Source organism: Scytonema sp. PCC 10023 (genome assembly GCF_963920835.1).
In the GTDB taxonomy this organism is placed as follows: Bacteria; Cyanobacteriota; Cyanobacteriia; order Cyanobacteriales; family Nostocaceae; genus Kalymmatonema.
In genome coordinates this window covers 34,645-51,933 of sequence record NZ_CAWUDP010000058.1, presented here as the reverse complement: position 1 = coordinate 51,933, position 17,289 = coordinate 34,645, and the positions used below count along the sequence as shown (strand labels likewise).

The window sequence follows — 17,289 nt, the reverse complement described above, 5'->3', positions numbered from 1 at the left end:
CCAATTCAAAATTCAAAATTCAAAATTTAAAATTAAGAAAGTCAGATGCCATCTAAATTTTAAGGTTTGCATCTGTTGCTTGATTTTGGCGAATTGGTATTAGTTCATCGCTAGCCTGAGGATAAGTTGCGAGTAAGCCTCTTGTCTTCTGAAAACTTGCGCTCTTTAATGTTGAAATCTTGCAAACTAGCAAAATTACAGTTCGTAATAAGCGCTCTTCGCCCTTACTAAAAACTATCTTCAGTTTTAGAAAGCCGACTTACAATATTTCTCTGTATGCCTTGGGTGTAATTCCTACCAGCTTGCGAAACAAAGCTGTAAAATTGCTTTGGCTAGAACAGCCAACGTAAAGGGCAATTTCAACAATAGGTAACTGAGTATAAGTGAGTAAAAATTTGGCACGCTCGATGCGACGTTGAATTATATATTGATGTGGAGTCAGCCCCATTGAGCGTTTGAACCAACGACAGAATGAATAGGAACTCATGTTCACCAGCACAGCCAATTCTGGCAGAGTTAAATCCAGTGCTAGGTTGTCATAAATATAATCGATTACCTGTCGCAGTTGTCGCTCAGAAAGATTAAGCTCAGGTGGAATGAGTTGCGGTGATACAGAATAGGTTTTGAGGAGATGAGCTGCAACAGCTGTAGCAACGGATTCACCGTAAAGTTTACCAGATGGACATCCTGCTTCCAGTTCCGCTTTCAGCGCCATTCCCAGGTGAAAAATTTGCGGGTCGCTTACTCCCCGGTGTGGTATGAGTTCAACATCAACCACATCATCTGCTACTCTCTTAAATAGACTGGAATTGACAGACACCAGAAGAAATTCGACATCCTGATACCAGCGAGCTTGTGTCTGAAAGCCTTTTGGAGTGATACCAATTTCACCTCTTCTCATCTGGGCGCTGTGTAACCGTCCGCCTGCTAGTCGCCAGTCAATTTGATATTCATGACCAAGCATGATACTGATGCTGTGCTGCTGCAAGCAAAGCTCTGGAGTCTCAGCGGGTGGTAAATGATGATATTCAACCACAATACCGTCCCAGTTTGTTCTGATACTAGACAAAATTGGTGGCTTGCAGGCGATCGGAACAAGTTTTCCGCTTGCCAGATTAATGGCTGAGAGTCGTTCAGATTTCATGCTACTTTTTGACTTTGCAGCTACTACAAAAAAATGCTCCTAAGATGCACATTTTATAACCCTTATATAGCAAGCATTTCACAAAGCTAATAAAAATGTGCTTCTTTCAAAAGTTGCGAGGAGGCTTAATACTTTTGACTTCTTACCTTATGGTTTTGACTTCCCCCTCGTGGGGCGCTCGCATCACACAAAGCACAAAAGCCCAGCTTTTTTGTATTCCAAGTGACAAAAGGTCACTGGGCTTTTGTTGCTAATGGCTCATTGCTAATTGCTGTACTGCCATGAACCATTAACTATTAGCAACTAACAGACGGCTTTGTCGATTCAGCTTGAACTACTAGAATTCAGGCGTAAGTCGGAAAATCAGTGTAGCCTTCTTTGTCAAAAGAATACCAGATACTTGGATCGGGTGGTGGATTTAGAGGCCAGCCATTGGTAAAACGCTCAACTAAATCCGGATTGCTAATTATGGGTCGCCCAAAGGCAATCAAATCAGCACTACCATCCTTGATTGCGGCTTCGGCGGTTTCTTGTGTATAGCCACAGTTACCTATAAGCGGACCTGTAAACACAGAGCGAAATTCAGCCAACGTCATCGGCTCTCCCAACTCGTGAAAGCCAAATCCTAGTCCATCTACTATATGCAAGTAAGCTAGACCGTAAGCATTCAACTGCTGGGCGACATAAAGAAAGGTTTCCCGGAAATCTGGTGAACCCATGTCATTATAATTGCCATTTGGAGACAGCTTCACTCCTACTCGGTTAGCAGGCCATACAGTCAAGATAGCCTCCACAATTTCTTTGAGAAAACGATAGCGATTCTCAAGGCTACCACCATATTGGTCTGTCCGATGGTTGGTCTTAGATTGCAGAAACTGATCGATTAAATAGCCGTTAGCTGCATGAATTTCCACTCCATCAAAACCAGCATCTTTTGCGCGCTGGGCTGCGCGACGATAATCCTCCACCACTAGAGGGATTTCGTTCGTCTCTAAGGCTCGGGGAGTTTCGTAGGGTTGTTTGCCAATCGGAGTGTGAATGTAATCTCCATTCAGCTTCACAGCAGAAGCGGAAACCGGTAGTTGACCATTTTCCTGAAAACTACTGTGACTAGCTCGCCCCATATGCCAAAGCTGTAGAAAAAACGGCGTCATGCGAGTATGCACTGCATCCACAACCTGCTTCCAGGCTTGCGCTTGTTCGTCTGAATAAATACCAGGGCTATTTACCCAACCATTAGCCTGTTTCGAGATTACGGTAGCTTCCGCAATCATCAAACCTACTGTTGCCCGTTGAGCGTAATACTCCGCCATCAGGGCGTTGGGTATACGCTCCTTGCCTGCGCGAGCTCGAGTCAGGGGAGCCATTACCACTCTGTTTTTGAGGGTCAACCCTCCCAAATCAAAAGGGCTAAGCAGGGTTGTAGAGAGGGTTTGAGTAGTCATTCAAGTTTTCGCTATGAACTTATGGAATCATGTACTAAGATAAGTCTGCCACCAATGATTTGCATTTCACATAAAGCACAAAGACCCAGCTTTTTTGTATTCCCGCTGACAGGCTGACTCAACAGTACAGCATCTCCTTTAGGCAGAGGTTTCCCGAAAGCAGTGACGTTATCCTCAAATCTATATCGAACAGTGTATGGGCGGAAGTACCCGGCAAAATAGCTAAGAACTGGGGTATTAAAATGGCTATTAAAGAATTTTTAAACAAAATCTCTGACACAATCTGGGAAATTCCGGTTTCCTATAAACAAGGGATGCGCGTTCCCGCCCGAATTTATGCAACAGAAAAGTTAATTGAGGATTTGGACGAAGCTGTTTATGACCAAGTAACCAACGTAGCGACACTTCCAGGGATAACCAAGTATGCCTTATGTATGCCTGACGGACACTTTGGTTATGGTTTTCCCATCGGTGGCGTGGCGGCGATGGATATAGAGGAAGGGGGAGTCATTTCTCCTGGCGGTATCGGTTTCGATATCAATTGCGGTATGCGCTTGTTGGTCACCAACCTGACTTACGATGAAGTGAAACCCGATATCAAAAAGCTTGTAGAGAAGCTTTATCAAAGAGTTCCCGCCGGGGTAGGAAGCACTGGTTTTGTGAAACTTTCACGGAATGATTTTCGCGAAGTGGCTGAAGGGGGCGCACAATGGTGTATCCGCAATGGCTATGGTTGGGAAGAAGATTTGGCACTGATGGAAGAAAACGGATGTCTTAAAGGTGCTGACTCTTCCAAAATTAGTGAAAAGGCGATTGACCGAGGGTTTAACCAAATCGGCACTTTGGGGTCTGGTAACCATTATCTAGAAATTCAAGTTGCTCGACCAGAAAACATTTTTGATAAGGAATTAGCCGCGAGTATGGGAATTACCATGCCAAATCAGGTGGTGGTGATGTTCCACTGCGGTAGTCGAGGTTTTGGTCATCAAGTCGCAACTGACTATCTGCAAGCCTTTTTGAGAGTTATGGAAAGTAAATACGGCATCAAAATTCTCGACCGAGAATTAGCCTGTGCGCCTTTCAACTCTCCTGAAGGTCAGGCATATTTTTCGGCGATGAAGTGCGGTATTAATATGTCTTTTGCCAATCGTCAAGTCATCTTGCACCGCGTCCGGGAGGTGTTTTCGGAAATTTTTGGATACTCGGCAGAGGAATTGGGTATGCGGATGGTTTATGATGTGGCACACAATACCGCGAAATTAGAGCGTCATATTATAGATGGCAAAGAGCGATCGCTCCTTGTACACCGTAAGGGTGCAACTCGCGCCTTCGGTCCTGGGATGGGAGATGTTCCTGAACGGTATAAGAGTATTGGTCAGCCGGTAATTATTGGCGGTAGTATGGAAACCGGCTCATATTTATTAGTCGGTGTACCCAGCGGTGATCAGACTTTCTTCAGCACTGCTCATGGTAGTGGACGCACAATGAGTCGGGCAAAAGCACGAAAAACCTATCGTGGGGAAACCCTCAAGAAAGATATGGAAAGTCGGGGCATTTATGTCCGCAGTAACTCTTACCAAGGATTGGCGGAGGAAGCCGGTGCAGCATACAAGAATGTAGATGATGTTATCGAAGCGGCTGAGTTAGCTGGGATTAGCAAACGCGTGGTACGCTTCACTCCGATTGGGAATATTAAGGGGTAGGTTATGCTGAGCAAGGAGGTCCTGCTTGAACACTAAGGTATCATTCTGGCTTATTCCCTCGGCAGAAGACAAAGCATTTTTCCAAAAAATTATAGATACTCTTGCACAAGAGTATGACGCTCCAACTTTCACCCCTCATGTCACTATCTACTCTGGTGAATACGCCCTCGATGAATCTCCTTCTGAACTTATAGAAAAGGCAACACAGAAAGTTCAAAGTTTTAGTTTAAAAGTCGATAAGCTCTTATATACAGAGGAATTTACTAAGACTCTCTTCGTACAATTTCACCAGAATTCAATTCTTACTAGGATATCAGAAACCATACGTTGCAGTTCACAAAAACAATCTAACTTTGCTCTTAATCCCCACTTGAGCTTAATTTACAAACATTTAAGTGAGGAAATAAAGAAAGATTTAACAACTTCGATTCGTCTGCCAAATTCTGAAGTGTTTTTTGATGAAGTTCAAGCTATTGCGACTTCGGAGGAAGTACAAAACCGAAATGATGTTGAAAGCTGGACAGTCAGTTGTACAAGAAAACTTCAATCTTAGAACAAAAATAGAGAACAAATAAGTTATGGCAGTACGCACACCACTTACAGTGATTACAGGACCGTTAGGAAGCGGCAAAACAACGCTGCTGCGTCACATCCTCGAAACTGTCCCCAAAAAAATCGCGATTTTAATGAACGAATTTGGCGAAATAGCGATTGATGCCAAAATCATTCAAGGCAAAAATGTCGAGATGGCGGATCTGGGTGGCGGTTGCGTGTGTTGTTCTCTGCTGGGCGAGTTTGAAGCTGCTGTCAATGAAATTATTGATACAGTTGATCCAGACCAGATGGTGGTGGAAACAACCGGAGTTGCAGAACCAGATGCACTGGTTTTTGATATTCAAGAAAGTTTACAAAGAGTGCGGCTGGATGGGGTAGTTACAGTTATTGACGCTGATGCAATGGTGAAATATCCGTCTGTAGGTCATACAACTCGGATACAAATTGAAGCAGCAGATACCATCCTCCTAAACAAGGTAGATTTAGTTTCTGAAAGCGAGTTGCAAGCAATAGAAAAAAAGTTAAATTCCATTAACGAAATTGCTTCGATTTTACATAGTGTGCGGGGTAAAGTAGATCCGGATTTGCTTTTTGGTATCGGGCGCGATCGCGTGCAACCACCACCGCACCACGTTCACCAACTGGAATTTGATTCGTTTAGCTACACAACTTCTGCTACTTTGAATCGTCAATGTTTTGCGGAATTTGCTGATAGTTTGGAAATAGACGTATTTCGGGCAAAAGGATTTGTTCGCTTTTCTGAAGGAATTTATCTGTTTAATTTTGTGGCTGGTCGTTGGGAATTGGAACCATTTGAACAAGACGCGACGGAACTGGTTTTTATTGGTAAACAGTTGAACGAACGAAAAGCAGAAATTCTCGGTCGGTTAAAGAAGTGTGAGCAGTAGATCCCCCCAACCCCCCTTTTTAAGGGGGGCTATGAGAGAACAGATATGTAGATTTACTTAAAGAAATTGTTATTTATGTCATATGAATTTTTGGAAGATGTTGCCACCGCTGATATTGCCTTTCGCGCTTGGGGAAAGGATTTACAGGAGGTTTTCAAAGCTGCGGGCGATGCAACAATTAACACTATGATTGAAGATTTGGACTCGATAGAACTTAAGGAAACGCGCACCTTTAGTTTAGAAGATGACCAATTAGACCTTTTGCTGTTCAATTTTTTGCAAGAATTAGTTTACTACAAAGACAGCGAACTCCTGCTGCTGCGATCGCAGCAAATTGAGTTTGAGGAGAAAGAAGGAAAACACTACCTAACCGCTGTACTCCAAGGAGAAAAGCTGGATCGCGATCGCCACGAACAACGGGTAGATGTCAAAGCTGTGACTTTACACCTTTTCCAATTGGAAAAAACGAATGACGGTTGGACGGCTATGGTAATTCTTGATATTTAGACCAACTTTATAAATGACCTCTAAAAGCAAGATTTGACCCCTTTTGGCAAGAATTGACGAGACAGCCCCAACAGTTGTGTCCTAAATTTAGAAGTCGCAATGGAGATTAATACTCAGTCGCTCCTTGCAAGGGCTATTAAAAACCAGGAGACATCATGGGAAACTTATCAGGAAAAGTGGCGATCATTACAGGCGCATCTGTTGGCATTGGCAGAGCCGTTGCTCAACGCCTAGCCAAGGAAGGCGCATCCGTTGTCATAACCTATGCCCACAAGGCAGATGAAGCAGAGGAACTTGTTGGCGAAATCCATAACTTGGGTGGACAAGCACTTGCCCTCCAAACCGACTTCACAAAACTGGCTGACATTCGCCAACTGTTTACCAAGACGATTGAGCAGTTTAACAGACTCGATATTCTCGTAATTAGTGGTAGCGCACCGAGAGTTGTAAAACCTGTTGCTGAAGTTACGGAACAAGAGTTTGATTATGTCTTCGCCTTTAATGCCAAAGGCAACTTCTTTGCAATGCAGGAAGCGGCAAAACACATGGCGCAGGGCGGACGAATTGTCACGTTCTCAACCCCCTACACAGTGCAACCGCAACCGAATTTAGCTGTTACAGCCGGTAGTAAAGCGGCGATTGAGCAGTTTACGTTTGCGTTGGCAAAAGAGTTAGGCGAGCGTGGTATTACTGTGAATTCCGTCATGCCTGGACCAACAACAACGGAAAACTTCAAAGGCACAATTTCATCTGAAGATCAAGCACAGTTGGCGCAGATGTCGCCGCTGCGACGATTGGCAGAACCGGGCGAGGTTGCAGATGTAGTGATGTTTTTGGTCAGTGATAAGGCAAGCTATGTGACTGGGCACAACCTTCATGCTACAGGTGGTTTACCCTAGTGCTGGCTCATTGCTTAAGTAAACTATTTTATCTTCCCCAAAAGCGTAGTTATGGAATCATCTGTAGTTCTGATTAATGTATTCTCTGTGCCACAAGGCAGCGAAGAGCAGTTCATCCAAGTCTGGACTGAAGCGCTCGAATTCATGAAGAATGAACCAGGTTTTATCGACGCAAAACTTCATCGCAGCCTTGATCCAAATGCGCGATTCCAATTTATTAATGTTGCCCATTGGGAGAGTTCAGAAGCCTGGAAAACCGCATTTTCAAAACCTCAACTCAAAGCGCTCGGCTCTCAAGCAGTGTTTGAACAAAATCCTGCGCTTTACACCGTTGCGGTACAAACCTAATCTGCCAAGGAACAGAGAAAAGTCGAGCGGTGCCGATCACAGATTGCTCTACAGGTTGCTTTGGTACTTCTTAGGTGTTGTGCCTGTGAACTGTCGAAATGCTTTTGAGAAGTGACGCTGGTTTGCAAAACCGCATTCCAGGGCAATATCGGCAATAGCTACTCCCTGTTTCAACAACTCCTTTGCCCGTTCGATTCGCTGCTGCATGAGGTATCGGTAGGGAGCAATGCCCATTGATTGCTTGAATAGACGGCAGAAGTAGTACTGGCTCATGCCAAGTTCATTTGCGATCGCCTCCAATCCCAACTTTCGATTGAGGTTGTCGTTGATATAGTCAATCGCCTGTCGCAGCTTGTATGGAGGCAGACCATCTGAGTAAGCTGCAATGCGTGGGGTACAGGTGGAGTACTTTCGTAATAGATGAAGCGCCAGCATTGTTTTGAGTTGATCCACATATAAACTGCCCCAAGTGCTTTGAGATTCCAATTCCTGCCTCAACCCTTGCAAAACTCCGCAAATTAGGGAGTCTCGTACTGTAGCAAAGTGAGGGATGAGTTCGATACAATCTGGATTGACGATTTCCTGTCCTACTTTTGCCAAGAATGTAGGTTCGAGTGCTACAAACATGAACTGAGCTTCTTGTTGCCACTGGCAATAATGGAGTGTGCCAGCAGGAATGATGCAAGTGTCACCTGAGGTTCGGAATTCTTGCTGAAAGCGTCCCTCTATCCATCGTTCTGATAGGAAAGAGCAGAGGGCAGAAACAAGAATATGCATCGTGTTACGATGCTCGGCAGTACCATGTTCGGGCTGCTGATGAAGCTCAAAACGGATGTCTGTCCATGTGACGTTGGAACTCGATAGCAATGCTGGCTTGGGAAATAGCAAATTTGACGCTTTCTCCTGTCTGAAATTAATCAGTTGAATCCGTTCGTTGGGCATTTCTCCCGTCCCTTCTTTCTCACCTTTTGCTCTTTAATTTTCTCCAAGAACTGGTCTACTACAAAGACAGCGAACAATTGCTGCTGCTAAGGGCACAGCAAATTGAGTTTGAACACAAAGATAGCAAACACCAGCTAACCGCAATTACTCAAGGAGAAACGCTTGAGGGCGATCGCCACCAACAACGAGTAGATGTCAAAGCTGTTACACTACACCCTTTCCAATTAGAAAAAATGAATGACGGTTGGACAGCGATGGTCATTCTTGATATTTAACTGATGGGGAGTTTGAGGGGCTATAAATCCCGCACTATAACGGTACTCCGTGAGCGTGCACCCCACCCGTGCGATCGCTAACCCTCCCCAAGGCATTGGGGAAGGTTAGCGAGGGGTGTATTCTATGCAGATGCAATTAAAGCATATCTAGATCGAACTCTGCCCAAACAGCTGCGTGGTCAGATGCTGCGGTTGAACGGTCTTTTACTGTTGGGAAGGACTGTTCTCGTCCATTTGTTAATTGAGAAAGATTGAACATACCACGCCGTTCAACAGAAGCTTTGACTAAAGCTTCTCTCAACGGCTGGGATACAAGTAAATAATCAATTTGATCTAGCTGCTTACCAAAGGCGTGCGTCCATCTATCTGCTGTATCGGGAAACCATATTTCCAAAACATCATAAAGATTTTCTGTATTAAGTAGTTTCGCAAGTGTAGAACTGTTAGGTGTATCATTTAAATCACCAGCAACAACGACTAAGTCTTGAGATAAATCAAAGTTGGATACAATTTCACTGACGCGATTTGCCTGCTCTTGACGCCGTGGTGCGCTGTCATTTCTTTTACTTTTTAAGTGATTGCATAAGATAGTGAGCTTTCTGTCACCAGGAAGCAGAACTTCCACTTCAAGACAGTCTCGATCAAAAAGAGGTTCACCACGGGAGTCTTTATCGAAGATGTGAGTTCTGATATTTCCAATCGGGAACCGACTTAACAAACCAACATCAATTCCCCGCTTGTCGTTACCGTCAATCGCCATTGAATATTCAAAACGAGAATTGAGAAATTCGTCGGAAAACTCTTTGAGTATTAGACGGTTCTCAATTTCCACAAGGCACTGCACATCTGCTGCAATTTCATTGATGACCCTTGCCGTATTAGACCGGGTTTCCTCGGAAAATTTAGCACGCTTAAAAACTATACGACCGTCCCACGAGTCTACTCCGTTTGCTCTCACCCCGACAATTGCACCTGAGTCGCGATCGCGTTCAAATAAACTTCCCCTATCTTCCGCGATTTCAATATATTCTTCTAAACTTTTAAACAGAGAGAAAATTTTCTGCTTATTGTAAGCTTCTTGTTCTAGTTGACGTTGCAGTTCAGCAAGGTCATTTAGTAGCTTTTGATTCTCTACACCGTCCTTAATATCAAAGATGGCGGCACGATCAAAGAGATTCTGTGCGTTGAAAGTAGCGATACGTAAAGGACTACTCATACGAATGAAAGCTTACAATGAATGACGTTAAATAAGTAACATAAATGTGATCTATTTGACAGAAAAATTAGATTAATTTCATTTTCTACAAAAATCCTCGTCCATGAGCGGGACGAGGAGCTTCAAATTACTACAAACTACCAACGATATGCGGTTAGCTTGCTCCGACAGAAGCCCGACACTGTACCTGGGACAGGTCAGTGTTGGGATGAATGGCTTTCTCGGTGAGGAGTCCCACTCCCGACCAATAGCGGCTACCACTCGTTAAGGGAGTGGAGTGGGCGACTCTTCGCCAATCTCTGTGTTTGTTTGCTACAATGTATATGGTTTGCTTCACCCGTATTGGTGTCTGATAAGCCTCTGTCCAGTAGCCGAAGCGATTATTGGTAAGCGACTCCGTTGCACAGCATAGAAGTAAGTAGGCACATCTTGATTAATGCAAATTACCGATTGGTTTGTCCGATAGCGCAAATAAGCCAGCATCTCATCCAGGACAGTAAAATTTGTAGGGTACAAGGTAAGAAATTCTAGTCTGCGGTAGGGCATTCCGTGGACTTAAAACAAAGCTCAGCGCCTCCTAAGCAATAGCTGGATTGGCTGAGAAGCCCACACTGTACTGCTTGCAGTCAGTGTGGGAGTATGTCACCCAACCAGTTCCTTCACCTTGTTGATGATGCCTTCAGGGTCGATTCCCTGATGGGGGAACTGTTCCCATAAACCGCCACAGCCTTCTCTGTGAGTGCCGAGGTGGGCGAACTTTGGTGTCAGTCCGCGCTCAAGTAACCAAGTACCAAAGCGGCTACCCAATCCCGTACGGCGGTTAAATGATTCAACGACCAATACAAAGGGCGCTTTACCAACCTTCGCGAGCGTTTCTTCGTCAATGACGTTGAGTGTTGGCTTATTGATTAAGCCGACGTCAATTCCTTGCTGTTTGAGGCGTTCTACGGCATCCAGCGCGCGGTATAATGCCTCACCAAAGCTAACGATGTAACCAGCAGTGCCTTCACGCACCACTTCATCTTTGCCAGGAACAAAGGTGTAACCTTCGCCGTAGAGGTTTTTACCATTGACATCAACAATGTTTGGAGTCTTGGAACGGGTGGAGAAAATAAACCGTAGTCCTGGATCAAAGAAAATTGCTTCAACGCAAGCTTTCATTTGCGCGGCGTCTGCGGGGAAGTACAACCGCGTTTCGTAACCGTCATCCAACCCGTTATCGGCAAACATATTGTTTATACCGAAGTGACAGGTATTATCCGCCATGTCATCTACGCCAGAGTGAGAGAAGTGACACAGGACGTTGGAGTAGTTCAGCCGCGCCATCGTGATTTCTGAAATGCACATTTCCAAGAAGGCGCTGAAGGTGCCGAAGATCCCTTGCTTGCCTTTTTCCATGCCAAATCCGGCCGCGGCAGAGAAATTACCTCTCTCCATAATGCCAGAACTGATGAAGATTTCTGGATAGGCGTCATGAATCTTCTTCAGTCCGCAAGAGCCTTCGAGGTCACTATCGATACATATTACCTTTTCCTTGCGCTCTGTTTCACTCATGCGGCTGAGGACGGATACCACCGCATCACCAAACACGTTGCGGTTAGAATCCCATTTGTCACCGGAACCTGTGAAGGTGTAGTTATTCTTGGGCTTTTGAATGCTCTTGAGATATCTGACGGCATCGGTGAGTCCACGCTTTTCCAAGTAGGCGATCGCCTTGTCCACTGGGATAACATCATGACCATGCGTTGAACCTTCTATGCCTTCAATCCCTACAGCCATTTTCCGCTTGTTAACCAAGGCGACGGGTCCGTTAGTCGTTACTGCTTGACTGATCCGACGATACAAATCATCCAAGTCCTCGCCATCTCCCTCATTGACATTCAGCCCGTGACCTGCCAGTGTTTTGGCAACGCTGAAACCTGGCAGATAATCAGAAGGATGTCCGGCGATCGTAACATCATTATCATCGATAATCAGCTTCACATTCAGATTCTTGGCAACCGCCAAACGTGCTGCTTCTGCATCATTGCCTTCCTGCTGCGAACCATCAGATCCAAGGCAGATAACCACCTTATTCGGATTTGCCAGTGCCACACCATTAATGTAGGGCCATACATGTCCCAGCCGTCCAGAACTGAACTTCACTCCGGGCGTCAGTCCGAGTTCAGGATGTCCAGGCAGTTTTGCACCAGCTTCGCGGTAATGAACAAGACTCTCAGCAGATAACTCACCGTGCAAGACAGCCATGAGGTATTGCGTGGCAACGCGGTGTCCCGCCTCATCAAAGAAAATCGGCACGAATTTATCTGGTGCGCCCCGAAAAAATGCATCGAGGATGACTACCTCTGGCACTGTGTCGTAAGCACCACCGGTGTGACCGCCCAGACCTTTGGCAGCACCTGTAGCGGTGAAGAAAACGATCGCATCGCGGCACAGCTCAATGTTAGCTTTTAGTGTCTCCCGCTGCTCCCAAGTGAGGTTCGGATTGGTAGGGTCTAGTGCCAGTGGCTTGTATGCACCAAGGTTAATAGAAAAGCTAGCTGTAGCAATAGTCATGGCTGATATTCCTGTATGTAAATCATTAACACGGGAGAGAACCGTCCTCTTTGACGGTACACTGCAACGGGAATCTATATTGTTATGGTGGATTGCAATCAACTCACCGCACGTTTATTTTCTTACCCAGTTTTCCCAAGAGAGTTTTTATCCTCACATCGTTATTTGCATCAGAACTGTAGCCATTGTTAGCCGTCTTTAGACAGCTTGAAATGGCATGAAACGCTGCACTTTCGACTCTATTGAATGGCAACGATTATAGATAAGTATAAATGCTTATGGACATAATGAGCAAGATAAATGTTGAAGATTAAGACATTTGTGCTGTTGAACACAGCAGTAAGGGTGCTGCTTGTGCTGCTCGAAAAACCCTTTGTTGCTTATGGCCCAATTGCCTGCGACTGTAATATCAAATGTGGCATCCGAGGAAAGGACGACAAACTCAAAGTTTCCCTCCTTTGCTTAATGTCCCCTTCACGAAGTCCATACCTTAAGTCCAAACTACAGTCAATCAGGTTAAGTGACTGATTTTAAGAATTTCTTATAAAGATTTTACGAAAAAATATAAAAGCTTCATGAAGTTCGGAACAAATTGATCTTATGGGTAGAAAAAGATGTAAATAATATTAAAGGTGCATAACGACTCAAATGATTAGAGCTTTTAAGGCTTGATGTGAGTCAGACGATGTAAGTTAGAATGAAGGATGTTTTTTGACAGTATCAGGTGAGAAGTTAAAAAACTTGCTTGCCCAGAGTAAATCGACTGAATAGCGGGTATCTACCGCCAGCCAAAGCTTAAAAAGCTTTTTAAGAGCTGGAATTCTAACGCCATGTAAAGACGCTTACTGTTGCTTCGTCAAGTGTCTCTACAGCTAACCCGTAATCACAAGAATTTACTATGTACAACCAAACGTTTCGGGCTTTCACTAGCATGAGCCCAGTTTTCATTGATTCTGAACTAGCAGAGATCGCTTTCGTGAGTAAAGGCGTTACACCAAAAGCCAAGGTGATTGTCCTCGACACTACAGAGAACAAAAACGCACAAATTACCAAAGTCTTCAATCCACATCTCAATATCTCTAGGGTCCCTATCTCCCACCAACAATCGGAAAGTCTGCAATTAGGGAGAACCTAACGAGGGCAAACAAAACCTAAATAAAAACCACACTGTCTCTTAACAAGAGTAGGTAAGAGCATCAACTAGAGATGGTAATACCGAGCTTTATGGTGGCTTTGGCTATGCTAAGGGCGACTAGAGCCGCCTTTAAGCAGGCCTTAGCACGAGCTAAGTAGTGGTCTGTCGCATTAGTTTTGATAGGAACGCACGTGAGCGATTTATCGCTCAATTGCCTTGGGCTAAAGCCCTTACTACGAAATTTCACAACCTATCAAAACTAATGACATGAAACACTAGTACTCCACCAGACAAACTTTGTGGGTTTGTAGTGAGCGATTTATCGCTCAAGCAAGCACTCTTCCTGCTTACTAAATACACCTCAGGCTTTGCCTTGGCGGACTACTAGAGCTGAGACCGCAACTATCTGTGATGCATATAATCGGCACGAGTCTATGTGTGCAACTCATATGATCATGACCTGATAGGCATGGTCAGAAGCTTGTTGCCCATCGGTACTTCATCGAGCGTGATCGCTACTTTACCTATCTCTAGACCACTTTGTTGGTCATTGTTCATGAGTTATTGGTCAAGACAAACAACAAACAAGGATTGATTCAACATGAGTACTATTACCGTTTCGTCTACTGCTGACAATGGAGCTGGTTCTCTTAGAGATGCGATCGCTCAGGCACAATCAGGCGATACCATTCAATTTGACCCCAGCCTTGCCGATAAAACCATTACCCTCACTTCAGATCAACTCACAATTAACAAAGACCTGACAATTGATGGTGCAGGTGCTAGTGGTCTAACCATTAGTGGCAATAATGCGCACCGGATTTTTGATGTACCAGAAGGTGGCTCCACTTTTACTTTGCGAAATTTGACCCTTGCCGATGGAAAAGCCACTGGTGACTGGGAAGATGGTGCTGGAGGCGCAATTCGCACAGTTAGTAGTGATAAGCGCACTACTCTCAACGTAGAGAACAGCAAATTTGTGAATAACAGCGCTTCGGGCGCAGGAGGAGGCGCAATTTGGGGAGGCTTTAACACCGCTAACACCATCACTGGCAGTGTATTTGAGGGGAACGACAGTACTGCTGGTAAATCGGAACGTGGTGGCGGTGCAGTTGCTGTCAACACTAACAGTACTCTGACGGTGAAAGATAGTGACTTCACTAATAACAAGGGAACTAATGGCGGTGCAATCAACACTGTATTGAGCACACTCACAGTAGAAGACTCTACTTTCCGCAATAATGACTCAACAGCCGGAGGTCCAATAGGTCCTCACACCATAGGTTATGGTGGTGCCATCTATACTGATGGCGCGAATGCCTCTGGACCAAATTACGATTATGGTCCAGTCGGAGGCACAATTACCATTCGTAATAGCGAAATTGAGGGTAACAAAGCTGCTGGACAAGGGGGAGGACTGTTTCTGTATGCTTATCCCCCAGACAAAGTGATTGTTGAAAATTCCAACATTAGCAAAAATGAGGTGATTGCGGACTCTCGAGGCGATTCACTAGGCGGCGGTCTGCGAATTGGTAATGGTGAGTTTACTGTCAACAACACCACCTTCAGCGAGAATCGGGCACTCCAGCAAGGTGGTGGTTTATGGGTAGGAGAAGAAGCGCCAGGTACCATTAGCAAAAGTACATTCACTGGTAATCGAGCCGAGAGTGCTGACGGCGAAGGTGGTCAGGGTGGAGCAATCACTTTAGCCAATTACTCCAATCCTGTCACTATTGACGGTACGAGCGTTGCTGACAACTACGCTGGTTTTCAAGGTGGAGGTATTTCCGGAGGTGGCTCATCCACCACTGTCAAAGACTCAACCTTCGCAAATAACGTTGCAGGTAACGATTGGAACATCAAGAACCAAGTTACTGATCAACTCAGCGATGGTGGAGGAAATACCCAATGGCCAGGCAAAAATGCGAATGATCCCAGTGATTTGAATGTCACGGCATCTATTAATATTGCAGAGCCTAATGGCAGTGATTCGCAAAACATTGTCGCAAGAGCAGCAAATGCTGTAAGTATTGATGGCAATGACTCCACCCTTGGTGCGGGGAATAACCTCATCCCAGCAGCTACCAGTGACAATAGCTTAATTAACGGTACTTCTGCAGACACCACAGGCAACAGCTCTAACAACAGTACCGTGAGTAGTCTGTTTCCTGGAAACACCATAGATAACAGCGCCAATGGTAGCGATACCCCTGTAGATATTAGTGGAAATCCCACGAACACTGATTCAGATGGTGGTCTTACCCCAGTCCTTAGTGGTAGCGATAGCCAGCTGTGTGGTAATATCACTTTGGACGATAATCTCTACAACAGTTTTAAGGAACAAATCACACAAGGTAACGGGCTTGACGGCTTCACACTAACTCCTGGTCAAATTTCTGAGTTGAATCCTAATTTCAACTCTGGAAAAGACTACACCGGCATCAGCTTGTTAGATGGTTTAAATCCAGGTCAATCGTCAGCTAACAAGCCAGGCGGCGATAGTTGGAATCTGGACAACACTCAGCGTCAGTCACTGCCAAACTTACAAGGAACCAACACTTCGACGCTTGTGAGTAACCCCCAATCTGGGTCTGGACAACTTTACCCGGTTCAAGCCCTGTAAGCGTATTGCGTATTGGGTGAATCATCTATATGATGATTAGCACCCAATACTGACGGGTACTACAGATGGCTAATCTCATCACTTGCGAGCGTTTTCGGATTCTTCAGGTTTGACAGAAGTCTGGTTTTGTCAAACCTGATTTCTAAAATATTCTCACTTGTGAGCTAATACAAAAAATATCGGAGCATCACACCAAGCGCCTTGTTCTGTCATGGGTAGCGCCTGAACTTCTGATATATATTCAGATCTGCATTGCTCTAATTGATCTGGTGCAAGCTGAAAGACTTGATAGCCAAAAACATTTTTAGAGTTCATTTTCCATAACTCCTCAGCAGTTTTAGCATCAGGAGTGAAATACCAACCAAACTGCTCTTGTGTGACTTCAATATTTTGAAAACCCGCCTCTTGTAACACGTTGTGGCATCTCTCAACTGTACCAAGCGGTTCATTTGGGTTGGGAACTTTTACACCATATCTTTGGGCAACTTCACGAAACAAAACTGATGGAGGAAAAGCTGTTTTCGCCCAAGCATTAAACGCCAAAATACCACTAGCTTTGAGAAAGCGATGCCATTGCCGCAAAGCGGTGGGAATATCAGTTAAATAACAGATAGCCAAAGAGCATAAGAGAACATCAAAACTATTATCATCAAAAGTTAAATTCTCTGCATCTGCTTCTTGAAAATCAACATTTTTCAAACCCTCTGTCGCCAGTTTTTGTTTTGCATGGGTAAGCATTCCTGAGGAAATATCCACACCGATGACTTGACCTGCATCGCCAACTATTTTGGCAGCATTAAGAGCGACTATACCTGTACCTGTTGCAATATCTAGAATTGTTTGTCCACTTTGGAGTTGGGCGAATTCAATCAGGCGGTTCGCGACAGGAGCATAAAACCTACCTTGGTCGTAATTCGTTCGAGAATTGAAGTCAGTTAGTAATTGCTGCTTATATTTTTTTATATCTGCTTTTTGTAGCATTGGAACAATTTCCCAAATTGTTTTTCTGTCTAACTGGTATGTAACTCCTGAA

At 44.7% G+C, this 17,289-nt stretch carries 16 protein-coding genes; 9 read left to right on the top strand and 7 right to left on the bottom strand.

The window, feature by feature from the left end; translation table 11 throughout:
- Nucleotides 1-259: 259 nt before the first annotated feature.
- Nucleotides 260-1,144 carry a helix-turn-helix domain-containing protein gene (locus ACM0OZ_RS29735; protein ID WP_414586441.1) on the bottom strand — a complete coding sequence of 295 codons (885 nt, stop codon included), beginning with the start codon at nucleotides 1,142-1,144 and terminating at the stop codon, nucleotides 260-262.
- Between the two features lie 344 nt (nucleotides 1,145-1,488).
- The gene (locus ACM0OZ_RS29730; protein WP_414586439.1) at nucleotides 1,489-2,589 is read right to left on the bottom strand and encodes an alkene reductase; all 1,101 of its coding nucleotides are present in this window, start codon (nucleotides 2,587-2,589) and stop codon (nucleotides 1,489-1,491) included.
- Between the two features lie 242 nt (nucleotides 2,590-2,831).
- Here ACM0OZ_RS29730 and ACM0OZ_RS29725 point away from each other — a divergent pair, with 242 nt between their 5' ends.
- The 6 genes from ACM0OZ_RS29725 to ACM0OZ_RS29700 all read left to right on the top strand — a co-directional run bounded on the left by ACM0OZ_RS29725 (nucleotide 2,832) and on the right by ACM0OZ_RS29700 (nucleotide 7,509).
- Complete coding sequence (locus ACM0OZ_RS29725; RefSeq protein ID WP_414586438.1) at nucleotides 2,832-4,292, top strand: RtcB family protein; 1,461 nt, start codon at nucleotides 2,832-2,834, stop codon at nucleotides 4,290-4,292.
- A gap of 25 nt (nucleotides 4,293-4,317) precedes the next feature.
- Complete coding sequence (locus ACM0OZ_RS29720) at nucleotides 4,318-4,845, top strand: hypothetical protein (RefSeq protein WP_414586437.1); 528 nt, start codon at nucleotides 4,318-4,320, stop codon at nucleotides 4,843-4,845.
- 25 nt (nucleotides 4,846-4,870) lie between these two features.
- On the top strand, nucleotides 4,871-5,755 hold the full coding sequence (locus ACM0OZ_RS29715; protein WP_414586436.1) for a CobW family GTP-binding protein: 885 nt from the start codon (nucleotides 4,871-4,873) through the stop codon (nucleotides 5,753-5,755).
- A 75-nt stretch (nucleotides 5,756-5,830) separates the two neighbouring features.
- Nucleotides 5,831-6,262, top strand: a complete 432-nt coding sequence (locus ACM0OZ_RS29710) for an archease (RefSeq protein ID WP_414586435.1) — start codon at nucleotides 5,831-5,833, stop codon at nucleotides 6,260-6,262.
- A gap of 155 nt (nucleotides 6,263-6,417) precedes the next feature.
- Complete coding sequence (locus ACM0OZ_RS29705; RefSeq protein ID WP_414586433.1) at nucleotides 6,418-7,161, top strand: SDR family oxidoreductase; 744 nt, start codon at nucleotides 6,418-6,420, stop codon at nucleotides 7,159-7,161.
- Nucleotides 7,162-7,212: 51 nt separating this feature from the next.
- A complete protein-coding gene (locus tag ACM0OZ_RS29700) occupies nucleotides 7,213-7,509 on the top strand; it encodes an antibiotic biosynthesis monooxygenase family protein (protein WP_414586432.1) in 297 nt (98 codons plus the stop codon).
- Nucleotides 7,510-7,557: 48 nt separating this feature from the next.
- Here the strand turns inward: ACM0OZ_RS29700 and ACM0OZ_RS29695 are convergent, their stop codons facing one another.
- Nucleotides 7,558-8,451, bottom strand: a complete 894-nt coding sequence (locus tag ACM0OZ_RS29695) for a helix-turn-helix domain-containing protein (protein WP_414586431.1) — start codon at nucleotides 8,449-8,451, stop codon at nucleotides 7,558-7,560.
- A gap of 26 nt (nucleotides 8,452-8,477) precedes the next feature.
- Between ACM0OZ_RS29695 and ACM0OZ_RS29690 the strand changes: the two genes are divergently transcribed.
- Nucleotides 8,478-8,726, top strand: a complete 249-nt coding sequence (locus tag ACM0OZ_RS29690) for an archease (protein WP_414586430.1) — start codon at nucleotides 8,478-8,480, stop codon at nucleotides 8,724-8,726.
- Between the two features lie 136 nt (nucleotides 8,727-8,862).
- Here ACM0OZ_RS29690 and ACM0OZ_RS29685 read toward each other — a convergent pair whose 3' ends face one another.
- The 3 genes from ACM0OZ_RS29685 to ACM0OZ_RS29675 all read right to left on the bottom strand — a co-directional run bounded on the left by ACM0OZ_RS29685 (nucleotide 8,863) and on the right by ACM0OZ_RS29675 (nucleotide 12,498).
- Nucleotides 8,863-9,942 carry an endonuclease/exonuclease/phosphatase family protein gene (locus ACM0OZ_RS29685; RefSeq protein ID WP_414586429.1) on the bottom strand — a complete coding sequence of 360 codons (1,080 nt, stop codon included), beginning with the start codon at nucleotides 9,940-9,942 and terminating at the stop codon, nucleotides 8,863-8,865.
- 154 nt (nucleotides 9,943-10,096) lie between these two features.
- Entirely contained in the window at nucleotides 10,097-10,279 is a 183-nt protein-coding gene (locus ACM0OZ_RS29680) for a hypothetical protein (RefSeq protein WP_414586428.1), read from the bottom strand.
- 305 nt (nucleotides 10,280-10,584) lie between these two features.
- The gene (locus tag ACM0OZ_RS29675) at nucleotides 10,585-12,498 is read right to left on the bottom strand and encodes a transketolase C-terminal domain-containing protein (protein ID WP_414586427.1); all 1,914 of its coding nucleotides are present in this window, start codon (nucleotides 12,496-12,498) and stop codon (nucleotides 10,585-10,587) included.
- Nucleotides 12,499-13,396: 898 nt separating this feature from the next.
- Here ACM0OZ_RS29675 and ACM0OZ_RS29670 point away from each other — a divergent pair.
- The gene (locus ACM0OZ_RS29670; RefSeq protein WP_414586426.1) at nucleotides 13,397-13,633 is read left to right on the top strand and encodes a DUF4347 domain-containing protein; all 237 of its coding nucleotides are present in this window, start codon (nucleotides 13,397-13,399) and stop codon (nucleotides 13,631-13,633) included.
- Nucleotides 13,634-14,234: 601 nt separating this feature from the next.
- Nucleotides 14,235-16,256: a beta strand repeat-containing protein gene (locus ACM0OZ_RS29665; RefSeq protein ID WP_414586425.1), complete on the top strand. Its 2,022-nt coding sequence runs from the start codon at nucleotides 14,235-14,237 to the stop codon at nucleotides 16,254-16,256.
- Between the two features lie 153 nt (nucleotides 16,257-16,409).
- Here ACM0OZ_RS29665 and ACM0OZ_RS29660 read toward each other — a convergent pair whose 3' ends face one another.
- Nucleotides 16,410-17,237: a class I SAM-dependent methyltransferase gene (locus ACM0OZ_RS29660; protein WP_414586424.1), complete on the bottom strand. Its 828-nt coding sequence runs from the start codon at nucleotides 17,235-17,237 to the stop codon at nucleotides 16,410-16,412.
- Nucleotides 17,238-17,289: the final 52 nt, after the last annotated feature.

What these genes read in the sequence shown, in the direction of transcription:
- ACM0OZ_RS29735 (WP_414586441.1), bottom strand. Translation starts at nt 1,144, where the DNA reads ATGAAATCTGAACGACTCTCAGCCATTAATCTGGCAAGCGGAAAACTT.
- ACM0OZ_RS29730 (WP_414586439.1), bottom strand. Translation starts at nt 2,589, where the DNA reads ATGACTACTCAAACCCTCTCTACAACCCTGCTTAGCCCTTTTGATTTG.
- ACM0OZ_RS29725 (WP_414586438.1), top strand. Translation starts at nt 2,832, where the DNA reads ATGGCTATTAAAGAATTTTTAAACAAAATCTCTGACACAATCTGGGAA.
- ACM0OZ_RS29715 (WP_414586436.1), top strand. Translation starts at nt 4,871, where the DNA reads ATGGCAGTACGCACACCACTTACAGTGATTACAGGACCGTTAGGAAGC.
- ACM0OZ_RS29710 (WP_414586435.1), top strand. Translation starts at nt 5,831, where the DNA reads ATGTCATATGAATTTTTGGAAGATGTTGCCACCGCTGATATTGCCTTT.
- ACM0OZ_RS29705 (WP_414586433.1), top strand. Translation starts at nt 6,418, where the DNA reads ATGGGAAACTTATCAGGAAAAGTGGCGATCATTACAGGCGCATCTGTT.
- ACM0OZ_RS29700 (WP_414586432.1), top strand. Translation starts at nt 7,213, where the DNA reads ATGGAATCATCTGTAGTTCTGATTAATGTATTCTCTGTGCCACAAGGC.
- ACM0OZ_RS29695 (WP_414586431.1), bottom strand. Translation starts at nt 8,451, where the DNA reads ATGCCCAACGAACGGATTCAACTGATTAATTTCAGACAGGAGAAAGCG.
- ACM0OZ_RS29685 (WP_414586429.1), bottom strand. Translation starts at nt 9,942, where the DNA reads ATGAGTAGTCCTTTACGTATCGCTACTTTCAACGCACAGAATCTCTTT.
- ACM0OZ_RS29675 (WP_414586427.1), bottom strand. Translation starts at nt 12,498, where the DNA reads ATGACTATTGCTACAGCTAGCTTTTCTATTAACCTTGGTGCATACAAG.
- ACM0OZ_RS29670 (WP_414586426.1), top strand. Translation starts at nt 13,397, where the DNA reads ATGTACAACCAAACGTTTCGGGCTTTCACTAGCATGAGCCCAGTTTTC.
- ACM0OZ_RS29665 (WP_414586425.1), top strand. Translation starts at nt 14,235, where the DNA reads ATGAGTACTATTACCGTTTCGTCTACTGCTGACAATGGAGCTGGTTCT.
- ACM0OZ_RS29660 (WP_414586424.1), bottom strand. Translation starts at nt 17,237, where the DNA reads ATGCTACAAAAAGCAGATATAAAAAAATATAAGCAGCAATTACTAACT.